Below are 25,097 nucleotides of genomic sequence, written 5' to 3' on the forward strand. Positions count from 1 at the left end.
AGCAACATGTGCGAAAATATAGTTTTTGACGCACCAGGCGCCGCGGCGTAGTGTCGGTCCTCCCGACAACCACGTAATGAGGAGCCTTCCATGGCAAATCCACTGTGCTTAATGATGCCGGTACTTCCCGGCACCAACCCGACCGCCATCGCCGCGACATTGGTGGAATACCAGGCGAAGATCAATGCCGCCCTCACCGAGATTGGTACCGTGCACTTTGCCCGTTTCACCCTGCTTGACCGCTCCCAGGCCAATCTGCTGCCCAACCTTCAATCGGTGGGCACTTCCGATACCCTGATCATCGGCGTGATCACCGAGTATGACGGCAGCTTCAACGACTACATCGAAGATTTCGTGGACCAGCTGGGCGAGGTATTCGACGCACTGCTGCAGTTTGTCGTGGGTGGCAAGGCGTTGATGCCCGTTGCCAAGCACGTGACCGCATTTGAAGCCTTCATCACGGCCAACGACGCCGCGCAGCACGTGCCCAATAATGGCCTGTATAGCGCCTATCCGCAGACCGTTCAGAAAATCCTCGCCTCGGTCTGAACCAAACACCACGCCGAGGCTGCGCAAGCGGCCCCACCACCCTGCCAGCCACCACCCCAGCCCCCGGAGACAGCATGGCCGATCCCACCATCGATTACGACGACGTGCAAGGCACGATCCTGCGCGGCTACCGCGTCAACCTGGCGCGCCACTTCATCTTCAGCATCACGGATGCGGCGCAGGCACGGTGCACCATCGCGGCCCTGCTCGACGGCAGCGACGGCTTGCCGTCCGTTACCACCGCGCGCCATATCCGCCCCAAGCCGCCCTGCTTCCTGAACCTCAGCTTTACCGCTCCCGGCCTGTCGGCGCTGGGCGTTGCCGCGACCGATCTGGCCACCTTTGACCAGGCATTTCAACGGGGTGCAGCCGACCCGGCCAGCGTCAAGGCCGTGGGCGACGTGGGCGACAGCGCCCCCGAACACTGGCTCGGCAACCTGGGGCCGGCCACCCAGGCGGGCCAGGTGCATGCGTTGTTGAGCCTGTGGGTCAGCGAATCGACGGAAGTGCTGGAGGCAAGCTCGGCCAGACTACGCCGCGCCTTTGCCGCCGGCTGGCGTGAACTGTATGCACACGACGGCGTGGCCCTGCCAGACAACCGCGTGCATTTCGGCTACCGCGACAGCATCGCCCAGCCGGACGTCGATGGCGCACCGCAGCGCAAGCACGAACACGACCCTGACCCGCTCAACAGCGTCATGACGGGGGAATTCCTGCTCGGCTATCAGAATGAGAACGGCGGCACCTACGAGGTGCAGCCACCGCAACTGTCCACCAATGGCAGCTACGCCGCCTTCCGCATCCTGGAGCAGGACGTGCCCCTGTTCGACAGCATCCTGAGCCAGGGCGCGGCCAGTTCCGGGCTCAGCACCGAAATGGTGGCCGCCAAGATGTGCGGGCGCTGGCGCAACGGCAATCCGCTCGTGCTCAGGCCGGACGAGGCCGGCCCCGTGCTGCCGGACGCCAGCCTGAACCGCTTTCACTATGTCGATGAACAGCCGGAACTGGACGACACGCTGGGTCTGAAATGCCCGATCGGCGCGCATATCCGGCGCAACAATCCGCGCGACGAAGCCGTCGTGGGCGCCTCCGCCCGCCACCACCGCATCGTGCGGCGCGCCATGCCCTACGGTAGCGAATATGATCCGGCCGCCCCCATCGCAGAGCAGCGCGGCCTGGTCGGCTATTTCATCAATGCCAGCCTGCGCAATCAGTTCGAATTCCTGATGAAGCAGTGGAACAATGAGGATATTTTCGTCAAATCGGCCGTCGGCCCGGCCGGTCCCGAGGCGGGCAATGCCACGCTCAACATCAGCGGCCAGGACGTGTTTCTGGGTGTCAACGACCCGGCCGTCAGTTCCTTCACCTTGCCCGGCGTGGGGCCCAAGGGCAGCGGCAATACCACACTGCAGCATTTCTCGCGCAGCGTCATCACGCGTGGCGGCGTGTATTGCTTCTTCCCCAGCATCACGGGCTTGCGCTACCTGGCGAACCTCGGCTAGGCGGACGGGCTAAGGAGGCAAGCGGGAACGTCCCGGACCGCTTGCCTTGATCCTGTCAGCGCGATGGACGCTATTAGGCAAACACGGGCCGGAAAAAACTGCGCTCATAACTGATGATGCAGCGCGTCTCTTCGGCATAGCGGAAGGCGGCCTGGCATTCGGCGTCCTGCATCGAGTCGCTGCGGTACTGCTCGTACAAGGCCAGGCTGGGGAACGAGAACATGGCCAGCGCCACATTGCTGGCGCCCTCGGATGGCAAAAAATAGCCGTGGTGCTGGCCGCCGAAACGTTCGACCAGCGGTATCCACAGCTTGCCGTAGGCTTCGAATTCCCGCAATTTATACGGGTCGATGATGTAACGCAGGTGACAGGTGATCATGCGGTTTCCTTGTAAACGTTCAGATCCATCAGCATGCCGGACTCCCAGGAGCCGATGGCGGTCAATGGCGAGCCAGGCACAAAATCCAGCGCGCAGGGATAGGTAACATCTTCCTGCGCCAGGACGTTTAACCCAGGCCAGGCGTAGAACAACAGCTTGCCCTTGCCGATGCGTCCCAGCGCGCTGCCGTCGGGCAGCCAGCGCAAGGCATCGCCCGTGCCGGCGCCCGCCTCCACGCGCGCCGTGGCCAGCACGCGGCCATCGTCCATCGCATGCACGGACAGATATTCGTCGCTGCCTGCGTAATGGAGCACGGCCAGGCGCGCGCCATCGGGCGATGGCGCGCACGACGCCAGGCTGGGCAGCGACAGCACCTTGCGCCCGCCGCCCGCCTGCAAGGGCCAGTCCCATACGCTGCAGTAGTCGGGCGGCTGCGCCTGCCCTTCCTCCACCGATTTGACGCCATGCAGGACCAGCAAACGCCGCCCGCCATCGATGGCATAGACACCGCGCAGCATCTCACCCGGGTGCTCGTGCTTGAACAGTACTTCGCCCGTCTGCGCATCGCGCACCCGCAGGCGGCCATCCCAGCCGCCGTCGACGAGATACCGGCCGCACGGCGACCACGCGGGGCCGCTGCCTTCGCCATCCTTTTTGTTCTGGAAGTTCACCAGCACTTGCCCCGCTACGGCATCGAGCACGGCCAGCTGGCCCGTCGTGCTCTTGATGGCCAGCCGGCCGCCATCGGGAGAAAAGGCCATGCCCGACATGTGCGCGATGAATTTGCCGCGCCACAGCTTGGTCCGCGCCGCCACGTCCCACAGGACCAGGTCGCGGCCCAGCACGGCCAGGCGCGTGCCATCCGGTGAAAAGCGCACGCCGTAGCTGCAGCCCAGCTTCAGGGGATTCTGCGCTGCCGTCATGGGCGCGCCAGCCGGTAGACGACGCTATCGAGGTCGTAATGGCGCTCCATGCCCGCGTACTGCATGCCCAGGCGCGTCATGACCTTGATCGATGCCGCATTGTCGGGATGGGCGACGGCCACCACTTCGGGCGCGCCGACGACGTCGAACGCATGCGCGACGATGGCAGCCGCCGCTTCGCTGGCATAGCCCTGGCCCCAGCTGGTGCGCGCCAGGCGCCAGCCGATTTCCAGGGGATTGGCCTTGACGCCGGAGAGGTGCTGCAGGCAGGCCATGCCCACCAGCTCACCATCGTCGAGGCGTATCATCGCCCACCACGAATAGCCCCACTCGGCCCAGCGGCCCATGGTGCGCGTGATGGCCGCGCGCGTGTCCTCTTCCGTCTCGGGCTGGCCCGCGTTCAAATAGGTCATCACCTCGGGATCGGTGTTGAGCGTGCGCATGCGCTCGTAATGGCTCTCATTGATCGGTTCCAGGCGCAGGCGCGCCGTCGTCAGTATGGTCATCGCATTTCCTTGGACGAAAAAAAAGACGATACACGATCGTCTTTTTTTTGCAAGCGCGCACGCAATTACTTGCCTGCTTCGCCCTTCTTGATCCACGCGGCCAGCTGGTGCGGACGCAGGCCGTCGTAGTCTTCGAACGGCTGGTGGATCCACGGGTTGTGCGGCAGTTCGTCGAGGAAGTAGTCGGGACGCACGACGGAGCAGCCCTTCAGCCAGATCACGGCCGATTTGACTTCGGTCACGTCAGGGAAGTTTTCCTTCAGGTGACGCGTGACCTTGTCCAGGGTGACGCCCGAATCGGCCAGGTCGTCGACCAGCAGGATGCGGCCGGCCAGCGGGCCCTTGGTCATCGTCATGTACTTGGCGATATCGAGGTCGCCGCGCACCGTGCCCGCGTCTTCGCGGTAGGAGCTGGTCGACAGGATGGCCAGTGGCAAATCAAAAATGCGCGAGAAGACGTCGCCGGGACGCACGCCACCGCGCGCCAGGCACAATACCTGGTCGAATTTCCAGCCCGATTCGTAGACCTTGAGCGCCAGGCGCTCGATCAGGCGGTGGTATTCTTCCCAGTTGACCCAGAGATGTTGATCGTTCGATTGTGGGGTAGTCATGATAGTGGAATCTTATTATTAGCGTGATTAAAAAAATCCGCCTTGCGGCGGATTATGTCCAGCAGCTTACTCGAATGGGTGACGCAGCACGATCGTTTCTTCACGATCCGGACCGGTCGAAACCATGTCCACCGGTACGCCGACCAGTTCTTCGATGCGCTTGATGTAAGCGCGCGCCGTTGCTGGCAGGGCTGCCAGCGATTTCGCGCCGACCGTGCTTTCCGTCCAGCCTGGCATCTCTTCGTACACCGGCACGCAACGGGCGGCTTCTTCAGCGCCCGATGGGAAGATGTCCGTGGCTACGCCGTCGATGGTGTAGCCGGTGCACAGTTTCAGCGTTTCGATACCGTCCAGTACATCCAGCTTGGTCAGGCACATGCCCGTCACGCCGTTGATCTGCACGGAGCGGCGCAGCAAGGCGGCGTCGAACCAGCCGCAGCGGCGGGCACGGCCCGTCACGGTGCCGAATTCATGGCCGACTTGCGCCAGGTGGTGGCCGACGCCCGCATCCGTTGGCAGTTCCGAAGGGAACGGGCCGGAACCGACGCGCGTCGTGTAGGCCTTGGTGATGCCCATGATGTAGTGCAGCATGCCAGGACCCACGCCCGAACCGGCGGCGGCATTGCCGGCCACGCAGTTCGACGAGGTGACGAACGGATAGGTACCGTGGTCGACGTCGAGCAGGGAACCCTGCGCGCCTTCGAACAGCAGATTCGCGCCGGCCTTGTGCGCCTTGTACAGCGCGCTCGACACGTCGGTGACCATCGGACGCAGACGCGGCACATAGGCCAGCGCGTCGTCGAGGGTCTTCTGATAGTCGACTTTCGGTGCCTTCAGGTAGTTTTCCAGCACGAAGTTGTGGTAATCGAGGTTTTCGGCCAGCTTTTCAGCAAAGCGCTTCTCGTTCAGCAGGTCGGCGATGCGGATCGCGCGGCGCGCCACTTTGTCTTCGTAGGCCGGGCCGATGCCCTTGCCCGTGGTGCCGATCTTCGCATCGCCACGCTTGGCTTCACGCGCCAGGTCGATCGCGGTGTGGTAAGGCAGGATCACGGGCGCCGCGTCCGACACTTTCAGGCGGGAAGCGACTTCGACGCCGACCGCTTCGAGCTTGTCGATTTCACGCAGCACGTCCGGCACGGAAACGACCACGCCGTTGCCGATGTAGCAGGCGACGCCTGGACGCATGATGCCCGACGGGATCAGCTGCAGCGCGGTTTTGACGCCGCCGATGACCAGCGTGTGGCCTGCATTGTGGCCGCCCTGGAAGCGCACCACACCCTGGGCGTGATCGGTCAACCAGTCGACGATCTTGCCTTTACCTTCATCGCCCCATTGGGTGCCGATGACAACGACGTTCTTTGCCATAATTTTCTTTGACATCACTTAACCTAAGTTTTTAAGAATCCAGCTACTACCATTATCGGCAAGTACCAGCACGCGATCGCACTCGAACTCGTCTTGTTCATTACTGTGACCCGGCATACTCTGGATCACGACCTCGCCCGCCTTGCGCAACTCGGCGATTTTTTCCTTCAATTCTGGCGCGCTGCCCCACGGCGCGCGGATCGAATGCTTCCGTTCCGCGGTCGGCAACAGGCGCGCCAGTTCGCGCAAATCGAGCGAGAAGCCGGTCGCGGGACGTGCCCGGCCGAACGCTTCGCCGACGTGGTCATAACGGCCGCCGCGCGCAACCGCGTTCGGCAAGCCTGGTACATACAGCGCAAACATCGCGCCACTTTCATATTGGTAGCCGCGCAGGTCGGCCAGGTCGATCGCCACTTCGGCGCGGCCCAGCGCGGAGCCTGCCAGCGCCGCCAGCTCGGCCAGCGCTTTCAGCACGCCCGGCAGCGGCGGCAGCACTTCGCGCGCACGCGCCAGCACGTCGATGTCGCCGTACAGGTTCGGCAAGGCCAGCAGCGCATCGCGCGTGACAGCATCGTAGGATGCGGTCAGGGCGCGCAGGCCCGGCGCATCTTTCGCGCGCAGCAAGGTGTACAGCGCAGCTTCGTCGCGCACGGCGGCGGCGTCTTGCGCAATGATAGCGCGCAACAGGCCGACGTGCGACAAATCCAGGCGGACGCTGTCGAAACCGGCCAGTGCCAGCGAAGCGAGCGCTAGTTCCTGGATCTCGGCATCGGCTTCCAGGCCGGCGTGGCCATAGATTTCGGCGCCGATCTGCAGCGGCTCGCGGGTGGCGTGCAGACCCGACGGACGGGTATGCAGCACGCTGCCGGCGTAGCACAGGCGGGTGACGGTGGCACGGTTGAGCAGGTGGGCGTCGATGCGCGCCACTTGCGTCGTCATGTCGGCGCGCAGGCCGAGCATGCGGCCCGACAGCTGGTCGACCAGTTTGAACGTGCGCAGGTCGGTATCCTTGCCAGCGCCGGTCATCAGCGATTCCAGATACTCGAGCAGCGGCGGCATCACCAGTTCATATCCGTACAGACGGAAATTATCCAGCATGAGGCGGCGCAGCTCTTCGATCTTGCGCGCTTCCGACGGCAAAACATCGGCAATATTTTCGGGCAAAAGCCAATTCGGCATGAGGGAGCGAGATACGGAAGAAAGTTGAAAAATGCATCATGCGAGGCAGCAGCGGGCGCGCCAGGCAAGAGGCCGAACCTGATATTTTACGCGAAAACACGGGCCTTTAGGGATAAGTTGTCCGAAACGCTGCCGCACAGCCCTAAAAACACCGCATTTTACGCCTTCCCGCAACAGCCTGGCGGGCACAAAAAAACGGGGCCGGCATCGATGCCGGCCCCGCTGCCGCCACCCGGTCTTGCGGCCGGGGGCAGTGTCGATGCTGTTTTACTTCTTGGACGGAGCGGCCGTGCCGTTACCCTTGAAGTACTTGAAGAATTCCGAACTTGGATCGACCACCATCACGTCGCCCTTGTCCTTGAACGTGGCGCGGTAGGCTTCCAGGCTACGGTAAAACTTGTAGAACTCCGGATTCCGGCCAAACGCTTCCGCATACACTTGCGATGCCTTGGCGTCGCCCTCGCCGCGGATCTTCTCGGCTTCGCGGTACGCTTCGGCCAGGATCACCGTGCGCTGCTTGTCGGCGTCGGCGCGGATTTTCTCGGAGTCGGCCGAACCGGTCGAACGCAGCTCGTTGGCCACGCGCACGCGCTCGGACTTCATGCGCTCGTACACGGAGTTGTTGATCTGCTCGACGTAGTCGACGCGTTTCAGGCGCACGTCGACGATGCCCACGCCGATGGCCTCGGCCTCGGCGGCCACCTTGGCCTTGATCGCCTGCATCACCTTGCCGCGCTCGCCCGAGATCACTTCGCGCACCGTGCGCTTGGTGATTTCATCATTCAGCGCGGCCTTGACGATTTGCGACATGCGGTTGCGGGCGCGGCTTTCATCACCGCCAAAGCTGCGGAAATAGGTCTTCGGATTGACGATGCGCCACTTCACATACGCGTCGACGAGAATATTCTTCTTCTCGGCCGTGATGAAACGCTCCGGCTCCGGCGTGTCGAGCGTCAGGATGCGCTTGTCCAGGTAGATGACGTTCTGGAATGGCGGCGGCAGCTTGAAGTACAAGCCTGGTTCGCTGATCTCGTCCTTGACTTCACCGAGGGCGAAGACGATGGCGTATTTACGCTGATCGACGACGAACACGGTCGAGGAAAGGAGCATGATCGCGATAAAGCCCGCGATCAGGGCGGCGACGATACGGTTCATTAGCGGCTCTCCCGTTCACGCGAAGAGCGGCTGTCGCGACGCGAATTGACTTCTACTGTCTGCATGGCTTCCTGTGGCATTACGGTATTGGCTGCGGGTGCGGCCGCTGTGGCGCGCGCTGCCGCGGCCGAGGCGTCCGACGCCGCCTGCTGGGCGATCAACTTGTCGAGCGGCAGATACAGCAGATTGCTGCCCGTCTTGGCGTCAACCATGACCTTGCTGGCACTGCTGAACACTTGCTGCATCGTTTCCAGGTACATGCGGTCGCGCGTGACGGCCGGCGCCTTCTGGTACTCGACCAGCACCTGCTTGAAGCGCGACGCATTACCTTCGGAGTTCTCGGTCACCATGGCCCGGTAGGCCTCGGCTTCCTGCACCAGGCGGAATGCCGCGCCGCGTGCTTTCGGAATGACGTCATTGGCGTAGGCCTGACCTTCATTCTTCTGGCGCTCACGGTCCTGGCCTGCCTTGACGGCATCGTCGAAGGCGGCTTGCACCTGCTCCGGCGGCTGCACGGCCTGCATCGTCACGTTGTTGATCAACACGCCAGACTTGTAATCTTCAAGAATCTGCTGCATCAATTTTTGCGTGTCGAAGGCCACTTTTTCGCGGCCTTCATACAGCACGAAATCCATCTTGCTGCGGCCGACCACTTCGCGGATCGCCGTTTCGGCGACCTGGCGCAAGGTGTCTTCCTGGTCGCGCAGGCTGAACAGCCATTCCACCGGATCTTTCAAGGTGTACTGCACCGCGAACTGGATGTCGATGATGTTTTCATCGTCCGTCAGCATCAGCGACTCGCTGGCCTGCTTGTTGCGCAGCGACGTGCGATAGCCAACTTCCACCGTGCGCACCTGCGACACGTTGACGGTTTCATCGGTCTGGAACGGATACGGCCAGCGCCAGTTGAGACCGGCCGGCGCCGTGCGCGTGTATTGGCCAAACGTCAGCACGACGCCGCTCTGGCCCTCTTGCACGATGAAGGCGCCGCTGGCGAGCCAGATGAAGACGGCGATCACGCCGACCACGCCGGCGGTGATGCCGGCGCCCTTCATGTCGGGACGCGGACCACCGCCACCACCGTTGTTATTGCCGCCGTTGTCGGGACGGTTCTTCTGTCCGAAAAAGGCGTTCAGGCGCTGATTGAAATCGCGCCACAACTGATCGAGGTCCGGCGGACCTTCGCCGGGCTTTTTGCCTTCTTGGGCTTTCTTGCCGTCGTCCTTGCGATTGCCCCAGCGGGGATCGTTCAGGGACAACTTCAAGCCTGTTTTTTTGAGTAGGGAGACAAGCATAACTATCGTGTTCCGACTTGGGAGTGAGTGGAAATCCTATCGTCCTCGCCAGGCTCTTCGTCCTGGTCCGGGGCGGCGCCATCGTGCTGGTCGTACTGACCGTCAAACTGATCTTCCTGCGGTGCTGCGTCGTTCTGATAGAGGTGGGCCGAACGAGGCGCCTTCCTGGCCATCTCGACGATCGCATCGCGCAGCAGGTCGAGCCCGCTGCCCTTCTGCGCACTGACGAACACGCGACTGATCGTAGCATATTCATCGCGTTCCACCGAAGGCTCCAGCCCGGCCGCATCGATCTTGTTCCACACGAGGATTTGCGGAATATGATCGGCGCCGATCTCTTTCAAGACCAGGTTGACCTGTTCGATCTGCTCCATGCGCACCGGCGACGCGGCGTCGACGACGTGCAGCAGCAAATCGGCATGGATGGTTTCTTCGAGCGTGGCGCGGAAGGCCGCCACCAGCTGATGCGGCAATTCGCGCACGAAGCCGACCGTGTCGGAGATCACCACATTGCCCACTTCCTGGCCCAGGTAAACCCGGCGCGAGGTGGTGTCGAGGGTGGCGAACAACTGGTCGGCGACATACACGCCGGCCTTGGTCACGGCATTGAACAGGGTCGACTTGCCGGCATTGGTATAGCCGACCAGGGACACGGAAAATGTGTGATTGCGGCCGCGCGCGCGGCGCTGCGTTTCGCGCTGCTTGTGCAGCTTTTCCAGGCGGGCGCGCAAGGCCTTGACGCGGTCGCCGATCAGCCGGCGGTCGGTCTCGAGCTGCGTTTCGCCGGGACCGCGCAAGCCGATACCGCCCTTTTGCCGCTCAAGGTGGGTCCAGCCGCGGATCAGGCGCGTGGCCAGATGCTGCAGCTGCGCCAGCTCGACTTGCAGCTTGCCCTCGTGGCTCTTGGCGCGCTGCGCAAAGATGTCGAGGATCAGGCTGGTACGGTCGAGCACGCGCACATTCAGGCGCTTTTCCAGATTGCGCTGCTGTGCGGGCGACAGGGCATGGTTGAAGATGACGATTTCCAGGCCATCGTTGACGACGACGTCGCCAATTTCATCGGCCTTGCCGCTGCCGACGAAATACGCGGAATCGGGACTGGAACGCTTGGCCGTGATGGTGGAAATCGGGTCGGCGCCAGCCGAACGCGACAACAGCATGAGTTCCTCCATGCTGGCGGCGAAGTCGCTGTGACCGAAGTCAACCCCGACTAGTGCCGCGCGCATGATGGCAACTGATGAGTTGTGGCGGACGCCGACGCCGATGCAAACGCATCAGCGCCGCTGGCGCGGACGGGGGCGATGGAGGGTGAAAGGCGCTGGGCCGTCAAGCTCAACGCTTTACTCCGCTTCAGATTCAATATTGAGATTGACGGCACGGGCCGGCACCACTGTCGAGATGGCATGCTTGTACACCATCTGTGTCACCGTATTGCGCAGCAATACGACATATTGATCGAACGATTCGATATGGCCCTGCAATTTAATGCCATTGACCAGGTAGATCGAGACAGGAACATGCTCTTTGCGTAATGCATTGAGGAATGGGTCTTGTAACAGTTGCCCTTTGTTGCTCATAACAGCTCCGTTGTTTATGTTGTTGTGTAAGAATTGGAGGCGACTCGCTTGATTTCAAGTGCTCTCACACCTTTCAAAGAAAGAAAGATGCGTCATAGCTACTGTAACCTGTTTTCGCGATCGCTGTCGCGCATGGCGCATTAACACTTTATTATTTCCGTGCAAACAGCCATTAAATGGTGGCCGGCGCCGCATTATCTCCGCGGCGCCTTAATCTGCACTTAATTCAGCATGTAAAACATTACTTGCTTGGCGTGCGTGCAAACGGATTTTTACCCGTGCGCAGTTCGATGCGCAGCGGCGTGCCGACCAGGGCAAACGTATCGCGGAAATGTTTTTCCAGATAGCGTTTGTACGGGTCGCCGACGGCGTCGAGCGCATTGCCGTGAATAACGATCACAGGCGGGTTCATGCCGCCCTGGTGGGCGTAACGCAGCTTCGGACGGATCGAACCCTTGCGGCGCGGCTCCTGCTTCTCCACGGCCTCGATCAGGGCGCGCGTCAGCTTCGGCGTCGACAGGTCGCACATGGCGGCTGCATACGCGGCGTTGAGCGACTTCATCAATGGACCGATGTTGGTGCCCTTCAGCGCCGAAATGAAATGCATCTGCGCGAACGACAGGAAATCGAGCTTGCGGTCGATATCGATCTTGATTTCATCGCGCTCATGCGATTGCAAGCCATCCCATTTGTTCACGGCCACGACCAGCGCGCGGCCCGATTCCAGGATAAAGCCGGCGATGTGCGCGTCCTGCTCCGAGATATCCTGCTGCGCGTCGAGCATCAGCACGACCACGTTGGCTTCGGAAATCGACTGCAGCGTTTTCACCACCGAGAATTTCTCGATCGCTTCAAACACCTTGCCGCGGCGGCGGATACCGGCCGTGTCGATCAGGGTGTATTGCTGGCCATCGCGTTCGAACGGGATTTCGATCGAGTCGCGCGTCGTGCCCGGCATGTCGAAGGCGATCACGCGCTCTTCGCCCAGCAAGGTGTTGATCAAGGTCGACTTGCCCACGTTCGGACGGCCGACGAGGGCGATCTTGATGCCGCGGTCGGTCTTTTCCAGCTCTTCAGGCTCGTCCGGACGCTGCGCGAACGCCAGGTCCAGCATCACTTCGACGAGGTCGTTGACGCCGTCACCGTGCGCCGACGAGATCGCATACGGATCGCCCATGCCCAATTCATAGAATTCGGACACGACGGCCGTGTAGCGCATGCCTTCGCTTTTGTTGACCACCAGCAAGACCGGGCGACCGCTCTTGCGCAGGAAGTCGACGATGGTCTTGTCATGCGGGGTCAGGCCTTGACGGCCGTCCACGATGAATACCACCACGTCGGCCTCGGCCACGGCCTGCTTGGTCTGCAGTGCCATCTGGTGCATGATGCCTTCCTTGGCGACGGGTTCGAAACCACCCGTATCGATGACCAGGAAGGGACGTTCGCCGACACGGCCTTCGCCATAGTGACGATCGCGCGTCAACCCAGGCAAATCCGCCACCAGCGCATCGCGCGAGCGGGTCAGACGATTGAATAAAGTCGATTTCCCAACATTGGGTCGACCTACTAGTGCAATTACCGGCTTCATTGTATTACTCGACCGCGAGAGCGGTCACTGTCCCTGATTGGGTTTGAAAAATCAAATTCGAACCGGCAACAACGGGAGCCGAAACAATCGGGCTACCGTCGGTGCTGACACGACCTATTAATGCGCCATCTTCCCGTGACAGGAAGTGGATGTAACCTTGATAGTCGCCGACGGCGACGCTGCGGCCATAAGAGGCCGGCGTCGACAGGCGGCGGCGCGCCAGCGCCTCATTCTTCCAGGCGCTCTGGCCGCCTTCGCGGCTGAACGCCACGACAGCGCCCTGAGCGTCGGCAACAAACACGAAACGCTGGTCGACGGCCACGCCCACATCGGACGAGATCGGCTTGGTCCAGCGCGGCACGCCCGTGGCGGCATCGAAGCAGCCTGCCTTGCCCTGGTACGTCACGGCGCATACTTCGCCTTCGAACACCACCGGTGCGCCGGCGATGTCGGAGACGCGCTCCAGTTCGGTGGCGCCGCGCGGTTCGCTGACGACGATCTCCCAGCGTACCACACCGGTGGCCGCTGTCAGTGCCAGCAGCTTGCCACCCGGCTGGGCCACATAGATGTTGGCGCCGCCCAGCACCATGCCCGGCGCATTGCGCAGGGTCAATGCCGGCGTGGCGCGCTGTACCGTCCACTTGCGTTCGCCCGTCTTGGCGTCGAAGCCGACGATGCGGTTGTCGACGCTGCGCACGGCGACCACGCCCTGCCCCACGACAGGCGCCGTCAATACTTCGCTGGACGCCTGCGCCTTCCACAGTTGCTTGCCATCGGCGTCGAATGCCAGCACGGCGCCCTTGGCGGCGCCCACTGCGACGACCGTGCCATCGCTGCCGGCGCTCGACGTGATGTCGCTGCCGGCCTTGATGCGCCACGTCTCACGGCCGCTGGCCGCATCCAGGCGCGCCAGCGCGCCATCGGCATTGACCACGTACAGGCTGCTGCCGGCCAGCGCAGGCGTAAACGCGTACACGCCTGCCTTGCCGATCGAATACTTCCACGCGTCGCGCACGGCGATGCTCGATTTTAACTCGACCAGCTTGGCCGGTTCGACTTTCGGATCTTTCGAGGCGAACGGGTTCCAGGACGAGCAACCGGCCATCAGGGCCAACAGACTTGCAGCTACCAGCTTTTCAGTGACACGCATAAGTGTTATCCAACCTTTTTCTTGTACTTGTAAGGGCAAGGCAGGCGACGCACAACGCCGCGCTGCACAACCATCAGTGTTCCTGTCAGGCGGCAGCCTTGTCAGCCTTGGCCTTGTCTTCCGGTACCGTACCGCCGATCGCTTCCAGCTTGACCTGGATCAGCTGACGGCCTGGATTGTTCTTGTCCGTCGCGGCTATCGCGGCCAGGTAAGCCGTGCGCGCATCGGCCAGCTTGTTTTGCGCCACCAGGATGTCGCCCTTGCGGTCGGCCACGGCGCCGGCAAATTGCGCCACGGAAGCCGTCGCCAGCACTTTCAGCGCTTCATCGTAGGCTTTTTCATCCAGCAGCACGCCTGCCAGGCGCAGCTTGGCGATGGCCTTGTACTCTTCCGTGCCATGCTCGGCCACCCATTGCAGCTGGGTCTTGGCCGTTTTCAGGTCATTCGCGTCGAACGCCACCTTGGCAGCGGACAGGGCGCTCATCTGCGCATATGCCGTGCCGCCGAAACGCGACTGCATGTCGCCGGCCGCGCGCATCACCTTGGCCGTGTCCTTGGCGGCGATGGCGTTTTGCAGTTCGTCGTACAGCTGGCCCGCTTGCGCAGCCTGCGTGCGCTGGTAGTACTGCCAGCCAGCCCAGCCGCTGTAGCCTGCCAGCGCCACGATCAGGACCCAGGAGGTCAGATTGCCATTGCGCTGCCACCAGGCCTTGAGGGTTGCCAGTTGTTCTTGTTCTTCGTGATCGTATGCCATGGGTCGTCAGTTTTAATGAGTAGTTGATCGAGGGTAGAACGGTCTTGCTGCAAATCAGTGGTGGTGATGCACGTGGCCGCCAGGACCGTGGTCATGGCCGCAATCGTGGTCGCCGATGATCTGATCCACCACGTAGTCGACGACGTCGTCGAACGGCACCGTGTTCTGCTGCGCGCCGGCATCGGCTTCGCGCATGGCTTTCACCGTCGCGACATTGTTGGCGATTTCATCGTCGCCCATGATCACGGCAAACGCCGCACCGCTGGCGTCGGCCTTTTTCATTTGCGTCTTGAAGCTGCCGCCACCGTTGCTCGCTGCGCAATGTAGCACAACGTCCAGGCCCGCATCGCGAATCCGCTCCGCCAGCACGAACGCTTGCAAGCCTGCCTGCTCGCCCTGATGCACCAGATACACGTCGCACTGGGCTGGCTGTTCCGGCTCGGCCGCATCCTTCATCAGCAGCACCAGGCGTTCGACGCCCATGCCGAAACCGACGGCGGGCGTCGATTTGCCGCCGAACATTTCCACCATGCCGTCATAGCGGCCACCGGCGCAGACCGTGCCTTGCGCGCCCAGCTTGTCGCTGACCCACTCGAACACCGTGCGGTTGTAGTAATCGAGGCCGCGCACCAGGCGTGGATTGATGACGAATGGAATATTGTTGTGGTTCAGAATCTTCTGCACGCCGTGGAAGTGGGCCAGCGATTCCTCGCCCAGGTAGTCCAGCAGCTTCGGCGCGCCATTGACCAGATCCTGCATGGCAGGGTTCTTGGTGTCGAGAATGCGCAGCGGATTGCTGTGCAGGCGGCGCTTGGCTTCTTCGTCAAGCAGCTCGCTGTGGCTTTCCAGGTAGGCGATCAGGTCGGCGCGGTGGCGCAGGCGCTCGGCCGCGTCGCCGATCGAGTTCAGTTCCAGGCGGATGCCTTCCAGGCCCAGATCATCCCACAGGCGGCGGGTCATCATGATCAGCTCGGCGTCGATATCCGGGCCCGTGAAGCCGATGGCTTCCGCACCGAACTGGTGGAACTGGCGGTAGCGGCCTTTTTGCGGGCGCTCGTGGCGGAACATCTGGCCTTTGTACCACAGGCGTTTCGGGCCTTCGTACACGAGGTTGTGCTCGACCACGGCGCGCACCACGCCGGCCGTGCCTTCAGGACGCAGGGTCAGGTTGTCGCCGTTCATCGAATCGGTGAACGAATACATTTCCTTTTCCACGATATCGGTCACGGCGCCGATGGCGCGCGCGAACAATTTCGTTTCTTCCACGATCGGCGTGCGGATCTGCTGGAAGCCATAGCTTTGCAGCACGGATTGCGCCGTGTTTTCAAACAATTCCCACAGCGGAGCGTCGGCCGGCAGGATATCGTTCATGCCTTTGACGGCGGTGATCTTGTCGAGCTTTTTATTTTCGGACATAGTGTTCTTCTTTACTTTTTTATCGGATCAGGCTCAGACGGCAGCCGTGTTTCCATAGTGACTCTGTACATACTTCAAGACGATGTCTTGGAATTCCTCGACGATGCGTTCGCCGCGCAGGGTGACGACTTTTTCGCCGTCGACAAACACGGGCGCGGCAGGCGACTCGCCCGTGCCGGGCAGGCTGATGCCGATGTTCGCATGCTTCGATTCGCCGGGACCGTTGACGATGCAGCCCATGACGGCCACGTTCATCGCTTCCACGCCCGGATACGATTTCTTCCATTCCGGCATCTGCTCGCGCAGATACGTCTGGATGTTGTCGGCCAGCTCCTGGAAGGTGGTCGACGTCGTGCGGCCGCAACCTGGGCAAGCGATGACCATGGGCGCGAACTTGCGCAAGCCCATGGTTTGCAGGATTTCCTGGCCGACGATCACTTCGCGCGTGCGGTCGCCGCCCGGTTCGGGCGTGAGCGAAATGCGGATGGTGTCGCCGATACCCTCTTGCAGCAGCACGGACAGCGCCGCGGTGGACGCCACGATGCCCTTGCTGCCCATGCCCGCTTCCGTCAGGCCCAGGTGCAGCGGATAGTCGCAACGCTGCGCCAGTTCGCGGTACACGGCGATCAGATCCTGCACGCCAGAAACCTTGCACGACAGGATGATCTTGTCGCGCGCCAGGCCCAGCTCTTCGGCGCGCACGGCGTTTTCAATCGCCGACGTCACCAGCGCTTCGTACATGACGGCTTGCGCCGGCCACGGTTCGGCGCGACCCGCGTTTTCATCCATGATGCGCGCCAGCAAGGCCTGGTCCAGGCTGCCCCAGTTCACGCCGATGCGCACCGGCTTGTCGTAGCGGCAAGCCGCTTCGATCATTTGCGCAAATTGCGTGTCGCGCTTGGCGCCCTTGCCCACGTTGCCGGGATTGATGCGGTACTTTGACAGCGCGCGCGCGCAATCGGGGTAGTCGTTGAGCAGGGTATGGCCGTTATAGTGAAAATCGCCCACCAGCGGCACGTCGATGTCCATCTTGTCGAGCTGCTCGCGGATGTACGGGACGGCCGCGGCCGCTTCCGGACGGTCCACCGTCAGGCGCACCAGTTCCGAACCGGCACGCGCCAGTTCCTTGATCTGGATCGCCGTGCCAATGGCGTCGGCCGTATCCGTGTTCGTCATCGACTGCACCACCACGGGGGCGTCGCCGCCCACCCAGATCTGGCGCTGGCCGTGCGCGATCAGCACCTTGCGGCTGTCGCGCCGGCCGGATGGACCGGAGCCGATCGCTGTTTTCGAGGTAGCCATAATATTATCTTCTGAGTTTGCTTGAACGGTTACTGCAATTATTTGATGCTGACGCGGGAAATTGTGCCGCCGGCAACGGTCGGCAGCTCCAGCTTGGCGCCGCGCAAGGTTGCCTGCACCACACCTGGCTTACCCACCACCAGGGTCGCCGGGCCCGTGATATCGAACGTTTCCGTGCTGCCCGCCTTGACCATGCGCGAAATCAGCGGCGCGCTGCCAGGGCGGCGGATTTCCACCCAGGAATCCTGCTCCACCTTCAGCACCAGCGCATTGGCACCCACGGCAGGGGTAGCAGTAGCGGTAGCCGCCGGCGGCGTGACGGCAGCCGTCGCCGCTGTCGCCGGGGCTGGCACGGCCGCTGGCGGCACCACGGCAGCGGCCGGCGCCGAAGCGACGTTGGCGGCGGGTGCACCCGTCTGCGTATCGTTGCCTGGCGGCGGCGGCACGGAAATCAGGGGCACGGACGGCGACTGCACCGGCGTCAAGTCCTGGCCTGGCTTGATCAGGGTCGTTTCCACGGGGCCCACTTCCGCATGCGCCGTTTCTTTCCCGGCTTGCGAGGACAGCAGGCTGGCCGGCACATAACCGAGTTTATAGGCGCCAAAGGCGGCCGCCACGACGACGGCCACGGCCCCGGCGATCCAGAGCGGAGTCTGGTTCGACGAGCGCTGCGTCATCGACGGGAAGCGCGACTCGGAAAACGTGGCGGAAATCTCGCGCCGCACGGGCGCGGCCGGGTCTTGCGCCGGCGCCGGATGGACTTCGATCATGGCCACCAGCGGCGCCGCGTCGAGACGCACCACCTTGGCGTAGGCGCGCACGAAACCGCGCACCACGGCCACGTTCGGCAAAGCCGCCATGTCGCCCTCTTCCAGCGCGATCACCTGGCGCGGCGCCAGCTTGAGCTGGTCGGCCACCTGTTCCACCGGCCAGCCCAGCGCTTCGCGCTGCGCCTTCAACTGTGCGCCTGCCAACGCAAGATTGCCCTGGGGCTGCTGCTGAGGCGTTTCTGCCCACTCTGAATTCATTGGTATCCCTGTCTCACTCATCAAACGCCCCATTTTGATAAGCAGCATATTCGGGGGAGCCGGAATGGTGGGTGCGCAAATGCGCCCCCAGGCCAGCTTCCGCACCCGCATCCCCGAGCTTATGCTGCACCTTGATCCCGAGCCACAGCACATCGGCCGTCTGGCTCTCCATTGTCGCCGCTTTACCGAGCCGCTCAAGATAATGAGCCGCTTGCCGGTAGTCTTGCTGTTGGTAATACACGCGCACCAGACCGGCATATGTGATTGCCGCGCCAGGTGCGATGCGCTCCGCCTTGAGCCAGTAGCCGGCGGCGCGCGGGTAATCTTTCATGACCAGGCTGCACGCGGCCGCATTATGCAGCGCCAGTTCAGGCGTGCCATAGGCGGAATCTTGCAATGCGGCATCAAAATACGCCAGCGACTGCGCCGCGCGCCCGGTCTGGCACAGAAACAGGCCATAATTATTGCTCAACTCGGGATTGTGGGGCGCAAGGCGCAATGCGTAAAGAAAATCTTTTTCAGCAGCGGCAGGTTGACGCAGGGCAGCAAAAATCAGGGCGCGCATGCCGCGCACCTGGGCGTTGCCCGGCAGTAGCTGCACCGCCTGATCCGCTTCTGTCAACGCCACCGCAAACTGGTCTTGCATATAATAGGCGCTGGCCAGCTGCAAGCGCAAGGCGGCGCGCTGCTCGACCGATGCGGCTTGCTCCTTGTCCGCGGTGGAAGCACAGCCGGCCAGCAGCACGCCCAGGCTGACAACAGCCGCGGCAAGTACGCCAGGATAAGCCATGCGTCCCCGCATCAGGAGCGGATCTCCACGATCTTGCCGAAATTGGCGCCAAATTTCTGTTGATACTCAGTCATTTTTTCCATGCGCTCCTGCACCCGGGTGCGATCCTTGACTTCGCCGGCCAGCTGGCCGCAGGCCGCATCGATATCGTCGCCGCGCGTCTTGCGCACGGTGGTGATGATGCCGCCATCCATGAGGACTTGGGCAAAGGCCTTGATGCGCGGGTTTTTCGAGCGGAACAGGCCCGACTCGGGGAAAGGATTGAACGGAATCAGGTTGAACTTGCAGTTCACGCCAAACTCGCGGTCTTGCACCAGCGCCAGCAGTTCGCGCGCGTGCTCGTCGCTGTCGTTGACGCCGTCGAGCATGCAGTATTCAAACGTGATGAAATCGCGCGGAGCGAATTCCAGGTAGCGCTTGCAGGCCGCCATCAATTCCTTCAGCGGGTATTTCTTGTTCAGTGGAATCAAACCGTCGCGCAAGGCGTCGTTCGAAGCGTGCAGCGAGACGGCCAGGGCCACCGGCACTTCCTGCGACAGCTTGTCCATCATCGGCACCACGCCCGAGGTCGACAGGGTCACGCGGCGGCGCGACAAGCCGTAGGCGTTGTCGTCGAGCATCAATTTCAGGGCCGTGACGGTCGGCTCAAAGTTCAGCAGGGGCTCGCCCATGCCCATCATCACCACGTTGGTGATCTGGCGCTCGCCTTTCGGGCCAGGCTCGATGCCCTTGGTACGGCGCAATTCGAATTCCGCCATCCACAGCTGGCCGATGATTTCGCCGACACTGAGGTTGCGGTTGAAGCCTTGCTTGCCCGTCGAGCAAAAACGGCAGTTCACGGCGCAGCCGGCCTGGGTCGAGATGCACAGGGTGCCGCGGTTTTCTTCCGGAATGAACACGGTTTCCACGGCATTGCCATTACCCACGTCGACCAGCCACTTGCGCGTGCCATCCGTCGACGTATGGTCGCTGATGATGGCCGGGGCGCGCACTTCGGCGCGCGTGGCCAGCTTGTCGCGCAGCGACTTGGCCAGGTCCGTCATGGCGTCGAAGTCGGAGGCGCCGAACTGGTGTATCCAGCGTTGCAATTGTTTCGCACGAAACGGTTTCTCTCCCAACTCGGCGCAATAGGCGATGAGTTGCGCGGGATCGAGGTCCAGCAAGTTGGTGAGGGTCGTCGTATTCATGATCTTGTCTATTCTAAAAATCCGTCCCCGCGCGCATCCGGAGCGAAAACTCCACAGCGCAGCGGGAACAGGGGGTGATAAGTTATTTCACAGATAACGCCAGGAAATAACGTTATCTAAGGCAATTAAGCCTTCAGTTCTGGGAAGAAGTAAGCGATTTCCACTTTAGCAGCTTCGACAGCGTCGGAACCGTGTACGGCGTTTGCGTCGATCGAATCGGCGAAATCGGCGCGGATCGTGCCTTTTTCTGCTTTCTTCGGATCGGTCGCGCCCATCAGGTCACGGTGGGCCAGAACGGCGTTTTCGCCTTCCAGGGCTTGAATCATGACTGGACCGGAAACCATGAAGTCGACCAGATCTTTGAAGAAGCCGCGTTCTTTGTGCGCTGCGTAGAAGCCTTCAGCTTGTTCGCGCGACAGTTGGGTCATGCGTGCTGCAACGATTTTCAGGCCAGCGTTTTCAAAACGCGAGTAGATTTGACCGATTACGTTTTTTGCAACTGCGTCTGGTTTGATGATCGACAGGGTGCGTTCGATTGCCATGTGTGAAAACTCCAATAAAAAGTAAGGTTTAAAACGGTAAATTGAGAACTCAATCAACCTTTGATTTTACCATACTCCACCCCATATCACCCAGAGAGGCAGGGGGCATCTTGCCGCCCCACCCCCGTTTAATGAAATCTTAAGCTGCTTTTTTGGCAAATTCCGGCCCTCATGCTATCCTTGGGTAAAGCAGTAATTTGAATTGACAACACGGAGGCACTATGAATCAGAACATGCAACGCACCTTTGACCTGTCGGGGGGCATGCAGCAAGTCCGCCATCAGGTCTTGCGCAACACTTACTGGCTGCTGGCGCTGTCCATGATCCCGACCGTGCTGGGCGCCTTCATCGGCGTGCAAATGCATTTGCCGATGCTGACCGGCGGCATGGGTTTCATCATCTTCATGGTCGTCGCCTTCGGCTTCATGTACGCGATTGAAAAAACCAAGAACTCGGGCCTCGGCGTCGCCGTCCTGCTGGGCTTTACCTTCTTCATGGGTCTGATGCTCACGCCTATCCTGACGCGCACGCTCGGCTACTCGAACGGCGGCATGCTGATCATGACGGCATTCGGCGGCACGGCCACCATCCTGGCCGTGATGGCCACCATCGCCACGGTCTCGAAGCGCGACTTCTCGGCCATGGGCAAATGGCTGTTCGCCGGCGTGATCGTGCTGATCCTGGCATCGGTGGCGAATATTTTCCTGGGCCTGTCGGCACTGTCGATCGTGATCTCCATGGTCGCCATCGCCATCTTCTCGGCCTACATCCTGTATGACGTGCAGCAAATCATCAACGGCGGCGAGACCAACTACATCTCGGCCACCCTGCGCATCTACCTGGACGTGTACAACATCTTCACCAGCCTGTTGTCCCTGCTCGGCTTCGCCGGCGGCAGCCGCGACTAAGCGCTAGGGTATGAAAACAAAAGCCGACCCTCGGGTCGGCTTTTTTACGTCTGTCGCATCTACTTGATTCTCTCCGCCACTTCCAGCAGGCAGGCGCGGGCGCGGTCCAGGGTCGGGTTGCCGCGTTGGGCCGCGTAGACGGCGTAGGCGGAATGCGAGAATTCGGGCGCGTCGCGCACGCGGTGCAGCAAGCCCGCATCGAGATACGGCTGGGCCGAGCCGATGCGGAAATAGCTGGCGCCACCCACCTCCAACAGGTAGACGAGGGCCAGCGGCCCCAGCGAGATCGACACGGGCGGACTGCTCAGTTCCGGATACGCTGCCTGGTGGTTCGCGGCAAACGCCGGCCCCCAATCCAAGTACACATAGGCATCGGCATGCATCTGCCCGTCATCGCGCGTGGTCACCATCACGAGCTTTTCCTCGGCCAGCAATTCGCTGGCCAGGCCCGGACGCTGCGGCGGGTTGTACAGCACGGCCAGGTCGAGCGAGCCGTCATGCACGGCGTCGAGCAGACGCGCGGAACTGTCGACTTCCGCGCGCAGGGCAATCTCGGGGCAATCGCGCGCCATGCGGATCAGCCAGTCGCCCAGCAGCGGCTGCCACAGACTCAGTTCGCAGCCGATGCTGATGGCGTCGTCGCGCCCCGGCGGCAAGGCCACCTGGTGGCGCGCCCGCTCCCACACCTGCACCATGGTGGCCGCATGGCGCATGAAGCGCTCGCCGGCCGACGTCAGCCGTGCGCCCGCCTTGTTGCGCACGAACAGCTGGCGCCCCAGCTGCTGCTCCAGGGTGCGGATGCGTGCGCTGACGGCCGTCTGCGTCACGTGCATGCGTTCGGCGGCCATGATGAAGCTGCCGCAGGACGCCACTTCGAGGAAGGTACGCGCTTGATTGATATCCATCAATCCATCATATCAGTTGCCGCACATCTCAACTAATGCGTTCATAACCACCCAATACCCCCCGCTTCGACAAGACCCATTGCCACAGCTGCAAGTCGCGCGCGCGGAAGGCGCCGGCGCAGGACAGCAGATAGTATGACCACATGCGGTGGAAGCGCTCGCCCAGCTGGCCAGCAAAACGCGGCCACGCCTGCTCAAAGTTCGCATGCCAGGCCATCAGGGTCTTGTCGTAGTCGGCGCCGAAGTTATGCAAGTCTTCGGCGACGAACAGATCGTCCATGGCGTCGCCGATCTGACCGATCGACGGCAAGTCGCCATTCGGGAAGATGTATTTGTCAATCCACGGATCGCACGCGGAATGGCGCTTGTTTTTGCCTATCGTGTGCAGCAGGAACAGGCCGTCGTCTTCCAGGCAGCGGTGCGCCACTTCCATGAAGGTTCGGTGGTTCTTGTGCCCCACATGCTCGAACATGCCGATGCTGACGATGCGGTCGAATTTTTCATCGGTGTCGCGATAATCCTGCAGGCGGAAGTCCAGCTGCTCGCCGCCCGGCATGCCGCGCGCATACGCTGCCTGCTCTTGCGAGATCGTCACGCCCACGCACTGCACCTGGTATTTTTCGGCCGCATAGCGCATGAAGCTGCCCCAGCCGCAGCCGATGTCGAGCACGCGCATGCCCGGCTCCAGCCTGAGCTTGCGGCAGATCAGATCGAGCTTGGCTTCCTGTGCCTCGGCCAGGTTGCCGGCATCCTTCCAGTAGCCGCAGGTATACGTCATGCGCGGATCGAGCATGGCCGCATAGAAGGCGTTGCCCAGGTCGTAGTGCTCCTTGCCCACCATCCAGGCGCGGCGCTCCGTCTGCAGATTGAACAGGCGCGCGGTCAGGGCGTGGAAGGCCAGGCGCATGGGGCGCACGTCGTCGGCCACCCTGGCGCGCAGCAGATGGCAAAAGAATTCGTCGAGCTGCTGCGCATCCCAGTCGCCGTCCATGTAGGCTTCGCCGAGCCCCAGGTTGCCGCTGGCGAAGGCACGTTCGGGCACACCCCGTTTGCGCAGCTGCATGTCCCAGGCGGCGCGGCCATTCAAATGGATGCCGGCCCTGGCCAGCAATCCGGCCGCTTCGCGCGTCAGCCGCGTGTCGAGCTGAAGTTCCGTACTAGCTGCTGGTGATTGCTGTAACTGTGTCATTTGCTGCGTGTTCATGCCCTGCCGCCTCCAGATGGTTGTCGGTGCTGGCGCCGCGCCAGCCATCAAATTATCCGCCCGCCATCGCCATCTGGATAATGAAACATCGTGGCCATTCATATCAAAATAATTGCTGAAAAATGATTTTAATCAATTATTTTATGGAAATATCTTATACAAGAAGCGCGCCGTAGCATGAAAAAAGCCGCCTGTACGGCGGCTGTTCGGGGCGGGTTAGCACTACAATCAAAAGTCGTGATTCGATGGATACTTGCTGTAAAAATCGTTATCCCATTTGAAGTTGGTAAACGCCACCGTCATCGAGACGTCGAGCGCTTCGACGAAATGCCAGCAGCCGACGGGCAGAAACAGGATCTCGCCCGGCGCCAGCACACATTCGCGCACTTGCACGTCGGCCATCAGCGGATAGCGCCGCAAGTCGATGTCGCGCCCGTCGACGGGGGTAAAACAGTGGCGCTGGTTATACACGCGCGCCACCTCGCAGGCGGCCATGATGCGCAGCCGCTTGCGCCCTTGGACCTGCGCCATGAAGTTGTTCGTCAGGTCGTGGTGGAACGGCGTCACGGTGCCGGCCGGGCCAAACCATAAAAAACCCGTGGGGCCGCCACTCTGCTCCAGGTATTCGGGCAGCTGGCCGATATCGTCCCACAGCTCACGCAGCGCCTGCCGGTTCTGCGAATTGTTATTCGCCGTCATGTAGAAATCGTTGGTCGCGCCGCTGCCCTCGACCAGGCTGGCGTACTCGCCAAAGGCCATCTTGCGCTTGTGGGCCACGCTGTTCATTTCGTACTGCGCGTCCGCTTCGCGGCCGAACTGCACTTCCACTTCGCGCTGCGCGTATTGCGCGCGGAAATAGGCCGGGCTCCATTTTTCGATGGCGGGCCAGTCGTCCATCATGCCCGTGATGATGACGGGCTGGTTGGTGGAGTAGTACTCGTCGAGGAATGCCTGCGCCGTCAATTTGTCGCGGCGGGGAATCTCGGGCGAACGCAGCTGATTGAGCTTGCGCTGGATGTCGATCACCCAGTCGCGCTTGGCCAGGCGGTTCGACAGGCGCACGGCGCCGGCCAGGTAGGGGCTTTGCAGCGCCAGCTCGATTTCGCGGCGCGCCAGGGGCTCCGCGATGCCCGCGTGTTGCAGCACCGGCATCAGCGCCGACGGGTGGCTGCCCAGCATGAGGTTTTCCGCGATCCAGCTGCGCCATTCGCGGCTCAGCTCCTGTTCCGGATGTTTTACTCCGAATGTCGATACCGCCGCCATCGCCCGCCTCCTGTTTTTT

General features: G+C 62.0%; 25 protein-coding genes. 3 read left to right on the plus strand and 22 right to left on the minus strand.

Annotated elements, in window-relative coordinates:
* The first annotated feature begins 90 nt into the window (after positions 1-90).
* Positions 91-549 (plus strand): hypothetical protein, encoded by a 459-nt coding sequence (locus tag FG13_RS28920; protein WP_152598735.1) that lies wholly within the window; start codon positions 91-93, stop codon positions 547-549.
* A gap of 74 nt (positions 550-623) precedes the next feature.
* Positions 624-2,051 carry a Dyp-type peroxidase gene (locus FG13_RS10575; protein ID WP_035820691.1) on the plus strand — a complete coding sequence of 476 codons (1,428 nt, stop codon included), beginning with the start codon at positions 624-626 and terminating at the stop codon, positions 2,049-2,051.
* A 73-nt stretch (positions 2,052-2,124) separates the two neighbouring features.
* On the opposite strand, the gene FG13_RS10580 is transcribed toward FG13_RS10575, so the two are convergent.
* The 19 genes from FG13_RS10580 to ndk all read right to left on the minus strand — a co-directional run bounded on the left by FG13_RS10580 (position 2,125) and on the right by ndk (position 20,798).
* A complete protein-coding gene (locus tag FG13_RS10580) occupies positions 2,125-2,430 on the minus strand; it encodes an NIPSNAP family protein (RefSeq protein WP_035820694.1) in 306 nt (101 codons plus the stop codon).
* On the minus strand, positions 2,427-3,353 hold the full coding sequence (locus FG13_RS10585) for a WD40 repeat domain-containing protein (RefSeq protein WP_035820697.1): 927 nt from the start codon (positions 3,351-3,353) through the stop codon (positions 2,427-2,429). Before FG13_RS10585 ends, FG13_RS10580 begins: the two co-directional genes overlap by 4 nt.
* A complete protein-coding gene (locus FG13_RS10590) occupies positions 3,350-3,859 on the minus strand; it encodes a GNAT family N-acetyltransferase (RefSeq protein ID WP_035820700.1) in 510 nt (169 codons plus the stop codon). The genes FG13_RS10585 and FG13_RS10590 overlap by 4 nt, the downstream gene beginning before the upstream one ends.
* 65 nt (positions 3,860-3,924) lie before the next feature.
* On the minus strand, positions 3,925-4,470 hold the full coding sequence (locus FG13_RS10595) for a phosphoribosyltransferase (protein ID WP_034752020.1): 546 nt from the start codon (positions 4,468-4,470) through the stop codon (positions 3,925-3,927).
* Positions 4,471-4,536: 66 nt separating this feature from the next.
* A complete protein-coding gene (locus FG13_RS10600; protein WP_034752021.1) occupies positions 4,537-5,850 on the minus strand; it encodes an adenylosuccinate synthase in 1,314 nt (437 codons plus the stop codon).
* Between the two features lie 3 nt (positions 5,851-5,853).
* Positions 5,854-7,014: an ATP phosphoribosyltransferase regulatory subunit gene (locus FG13_RS10605; RefSeq protein WP_035820702.1), complete on the minus strand. Its 1,161-nt coding sequence runs from the start codon at positions 7,012-7,014 to the stop codon at positions 5,854-5,856.
* Between the two features lie 267 nt (positions 7,015-7,281).
* Positions 7,282-8,169, minus strand: a complete 888-nt coding sequence (gene hflC / locus FG13_RS10610; protein WP_035820704.1) for a protease modulator HflC — start codon at positions 8,167-8,169, stop codon at positions 7,282-7,284.
* A complete protein-coding gene (gene hflK / locus FG13_RS10615; protein WP_035820706.1) occupies positions 8,169-9,464 on the minus strand; it encodes an FtsH protease activity modulator HflK in 1,296 nt (431 codons plus the stop codon). The genes hflC and hflK overlap by 1 nt, the downstream gene beginning before the upstream one ends.
* A gap of 2 nt (positions 9,465-9,466) precedes the next feature.
* Positions 9,467-10,690 (minus strand): GTPase HflX, encoded by a 1,224-nt coding sequence (gene hflX / locus FG13_RS10620; protein WP_035820708.1) that lies wholly within the window; start codon positions 10,688-10,690, stop codon positions 9,467-9,469.
* Positions 10,691-10,804: 114 nt separating this feature from the next.
* The gene (hfq, locus tag FG13_RS10625) at positions 10,805-11,041 is read right to left on the minus strand and encodes an RNA chaperone Hfq (RefSeq protein ID WP_008450615.1); all 237 of its coding nucleotides are present in this window, start codon (positions 11,039-11,041) and stop codon (positions 10,805-10,807) included.
* 241 nt (positions 11,042-11,282) lie between these two features.
* Complete coding sequence (der, locus tag FG13_RS10630; RefSeq protein ID WP_034752028.1) at positions 11,283-12,629, minus strand: ribosome biogenesis GTPase Der; 1,347 nt, start codon at positions 12,627-12,629, stop codon at positions 11,283-11,285.
* Between the two features lie 4 nt (positions 12,630-12,633).
* On the minus strand, positions 12,634-13,779 hold the full coding sequence (bamB, locus tag FG13_RS10635; RefSeq protein ID WP_035820711.1) for an outer membrane protein assembly factor BamB: 1,146 nt from the start codon (positions 13,777-13,779) through the stop codon (positions 12,634-12,636).
* A gap of 85 nt (positions 13,780-13,864) precedes the next feature.
* The gene (locus FG13_RS10640; protein WP_035820713.1) at positions 13,865-14,533 is read right to left on the minus strand and encodes a tetratricopeptide repeat protein; all 669 of its coding nucleotides are present in this window, start codon (positions 14,531-14,533) and stop codon (positions 13,865-13,867) included.
* A gap of 54 nt (positions 14,534-14,587) precedes the next feature.
* Positions 14,588-15,949, minus strand: a complete 1,362-nt coding sequence (hisS, locus tag FG13_RS10645; protein WP_035820715.1) for a histidine--tRNA ligase — start codon at positions 15,947-15,949, stop codon at positions 14,588-14,590.
* A 33-nt stretch (positions 15,950-15,982) separates the two neighbouring features.
* Positions 15,983-17,251, minus strand: a complete 1,269-nt coding sequence (gene ispG / locus FG13_RS10650) for a flavodoxin-dependent (E)-4-hydroxy-3-methylbut-2-enyl-diphosphate synthase (RefSeq protein WP_035820717.1) — start codon at positions 17,249-17,251, stop codon at positions 15,983-15,985.
* A 38-nt stretch (positions 17,252-17,289) separates the two neighbouring features.
* Positions 17,290-18,225: a helix-turn-helix domain-containing protein gene (locus tag FG13_RS10655; protein WP_327062293.1), complete on the minus strand. Its 936-nt coding sequence runs from the start codon at positions 18,223-18,225 to the stop codon at positions 17,290-17,292.
* Between the two features lie 67 nt (positions 18,226-18,292).
* Positions 18,293-19,069 (minus strand): type IV pilus biogenesis/stability protein PilW, encoded by a 777-nt coding sequence (pilW, locus tag FG13_RS10660; RefSeq protein ID WP_051958888.1) that lies wholly within the window; start codon positions 19,067-19,069, stop codon positions 18,293-18,295.
* Between the two features lie 11 nt (positions 19,070-19,080).
* Positions 19,081-20,256, minus strand: coding sequence for a 23S rRNA (adenine(2503)-C(2))-methyltransferase RlmN (gene rlmN / locus FG13_RS10665; RefSeq protein ID WP_034752035.1), 1,176 nt, complete (start codon positions 20,254-20,256; stop codon positions 19,081-19,083).
* Positions 20,257-20,381: 125 nt separating this feature from the next.
* A complete protein-coding gene (ndk, locus tag FG13_RS10670) occupies positions 20,382-20,798 on the minus strand; it encodes a nucleoside-diphosphate kinase (protein ID WP_034752036.1) in 417 nt (138 codons plus the stop codon).
* A gap of 221 nt (positions 20,799-21,019) precedes the next feature.
* Between ndk and FG13_RS10675 the strand changes: the two genes are divergently transcribed.
* The gene (locus FG13_RS10675; RefSeq protein ID WP_035820723.1) at positions 21,020-21,706 is read left to right on the plus strand and encodes a Bax inhibitor-1/YccA family protein; all 687 of its coding nucleotides are present in this window, start codon (positions 21,020-21,022) and stop codon (positions 21,704-21,706) included.
* 59 nt (positions 21,707-21,765) lie between these two features.
* Here FG13_RS10675 and FG13_RS10680 read toward each other — a convergent pair whose 3' ends face one another.
* The 3 genes from FG13_RS10680 to FG13_RS10690 all read right to left on the minus strand — a co-directional run bounded on the left by FG13_RS10680 (position 21,766) and on the right by FG13_RS10690 (position 25,078).
* Complete coding sequence (locus tag FG13_RS10680; protein WP_035820725.1) at positions 21,766-22,611, minus strand: LysR family transcriptional regulator; 846 nt, start codon at positions 22,609-22,611, stop codon at positions 21,766-21,768.
* 28 nt (positions 22,612-22,639) lie between these two features.
* Entirely contained in the window at positions 22,640-23,800 is a 1,161-nt protein-coding gene (gene cfa / locus FG13_RS10685; RefSeq protein ID WP_035827873.1) for a cyclopropane fatty acyl phospholipid synthase, read from the minus strand.
* 243 nt (positions 23,801-24,043) lie between these two features.
* Positions 24,044-25,078 (minus strand): cupin-like domain-containing protein, encoded by a 1,035-nt coding sequence (locus FG13_RS10690; RefSeq protein ID WP_051958890.1) that lies wholly within the window; start codon positions 25,076-25,078, stop codon positions 24,044-24,046.
* Positions 25,079-25,097: the final 19 nt, after the last annotated feature.

Source organism: Janthinobacterium sp. RA13 (assembly GCF_000745325.1).
In the GTDB taxonomy this organism is placed as follows: Bacteria; Pseudomonadota; Gammaproteobacteria; order Burkholderiales; family Burkholderiaceae_D; genus Janthinobacterium; species Janthinobacterium rivuli.

Bases quoted from the DNA above. Each gene is read 5' to 3' on its own strand.
- bamB (WP_035820711.1), bottom strand. From the start codon at position 13,779: ATGCGTGTCACTGAAAAGCTGGTAGCTGCAAGTCTGTTGGCCCTGATG.
- FG13_RS10640 (WP_035820713.1), bottom strand. From the start codon at position 14,533: ATGGCATACGATCACGAAGAACAAGAACAACTGGCAACCCTCAAGGCC.
- cfa (WP_035827873.1), bottom strand. From the start codon at position 23,800: ATGACACAGTTACAGCAATCACCAGCAGCTAGTACGGAACTTCAGCTC.
- FG13_RS28920 (WP_152598735.1), top strand. From the start codon at position 91: ATGGCAAATCCACTGTGCTTAATGATGCCGGTACTTCCCGGCACCAAC.
- FG13_RS10575 (WP_035820691.1), top strand. From the start codon at position 624: ATGGCCGATCCCACCATCGATTACGACGACGTGCAAGGCACGATCCTG.
- hisS (WP_035820715.1), bottom strand. From the start codon at position 15,949: ATGTCCGAAAATAAAAAGCTCGACAAGATCACCGCCGTCAAAGGCATG.
- der (WP_034752028.1), bottom strand. From the start codon at position 12,629: ATGAAGCCGGTAATTGCACTAGTAGGTCGACCCAATGTTGGGAAATCG.
- FG13_RS10580 (WP_035820694.1), bottom strand. From the start codon at position 2,430: ATGATCACCTGTCACCTGCGTTACATCATCGACCCGTATAAATTGCGG.
- hflC (WP_035820704.1), bottom strand. From the start codon at position 8,169: ATGAACCGTATCGTCGCCGCCCTGATCGCGGGCTTTATCGCGATCATG.
- FG13_RS10675 (WP_035820723.1), top strand. From the start codon at position 21,020: ATGAATCAGAACATGCAACGCACCTTTGACCTGTCGGGGGGCATGCAG.
- ndk (WP_034752036.1), bottom strand. From the start codon at position 20,798: ATGGCAATCGAACGCACCCTGTCGATCATCAAACCAGACGCAGTTGCA.
- hfq (WP_008450615.1), bottom strand. From the start codon at position 11,041: ATGAGCAACAAAGGGCAACTGTTACAAGACCCATTCCTCAATGCATTA.
- hflX (WP_035820708.1), bottom strand. From the start codon at position 10,690: ATGCGCGCGGCACTAGTCGGGGTTGACTTCGGTCACAGCGACTTCGCC.
- FG13_RS10680 (WP_035820725.1), bottom strand. From the start codon at position 22,611: ATGGATATCAATCAAGCGCGTACCTTCCTCGAAGTGGCGTCCTGCGGC.
- pilW (WP_051958888.1), bottom strand. From the start codon at position 19,069: ATGGCTTATCCTGGCGTACTTGCCGCGGCTGTTGTCAGCCTGGGCGTG.
- rlmN (WP_034752035.1), bottom strand. From the start codon at position 20,256: ATGAATACGACGACCCTCACCAACTTGCTGGACCTCGATCCCGCGCAA.
- FG13_RS10585 (WP_035820697.1), bottom strand. From the start codon at position 3,353: ATGACGGCAGCGCAGAATCCCCTGAAGCTGGGCTGCAGCTACGGCGTG.
- FG13_RS10600 (WP_034752021.1), bottom strand. From the start codon at position 5,850: ATGTCAAAGAAAATTATGGCAAAGAACGTCGTTGTCATCGGCACCCAA.
- FG13_RS10595 (WP_034752020.1), bottom strand. From the start codon at position 4,470: ATGACTACCCCACAATCGAACGATCAACATCTCTGGGTCAACTGGGAA.
- FG13_RS10590 (WP_035820700.1), bottom strand. From the start codon at position 3,859: ATGACCATACTGACGACGGCGCGCCTGCGCCTGGAACCGATCAATGAG.
- FG13_RS10690 (WP_051958890.1), bottom strand. From the start codon at position 25,078: ATGGCGGCGGTATCGACATTCGGAGTAAAACATCCGGAACAGGAGCTG.
- ispG (WP_035820717.1), bottom strand. From the start codon at position 17,251: ATGGCTACCTCGAAAACAGCGATCGGCTCCGGTCCATCCGGCCGGCGC.
- hflK (WP_035820706.1), bottom strand. From the start codon at position 9,464: ATGCTTGTCTCCCTACTCAAAAAAACAGGCTTGAAGTTGTCCCTGAAC.
- FG13_RS10605 (WP_035820702.1), bottom strand. From the start codon at position 7,014: ATGCCGAATTGGCTTTTGCCCGAAAATATTGCCGATGTTTTGCCGTCG.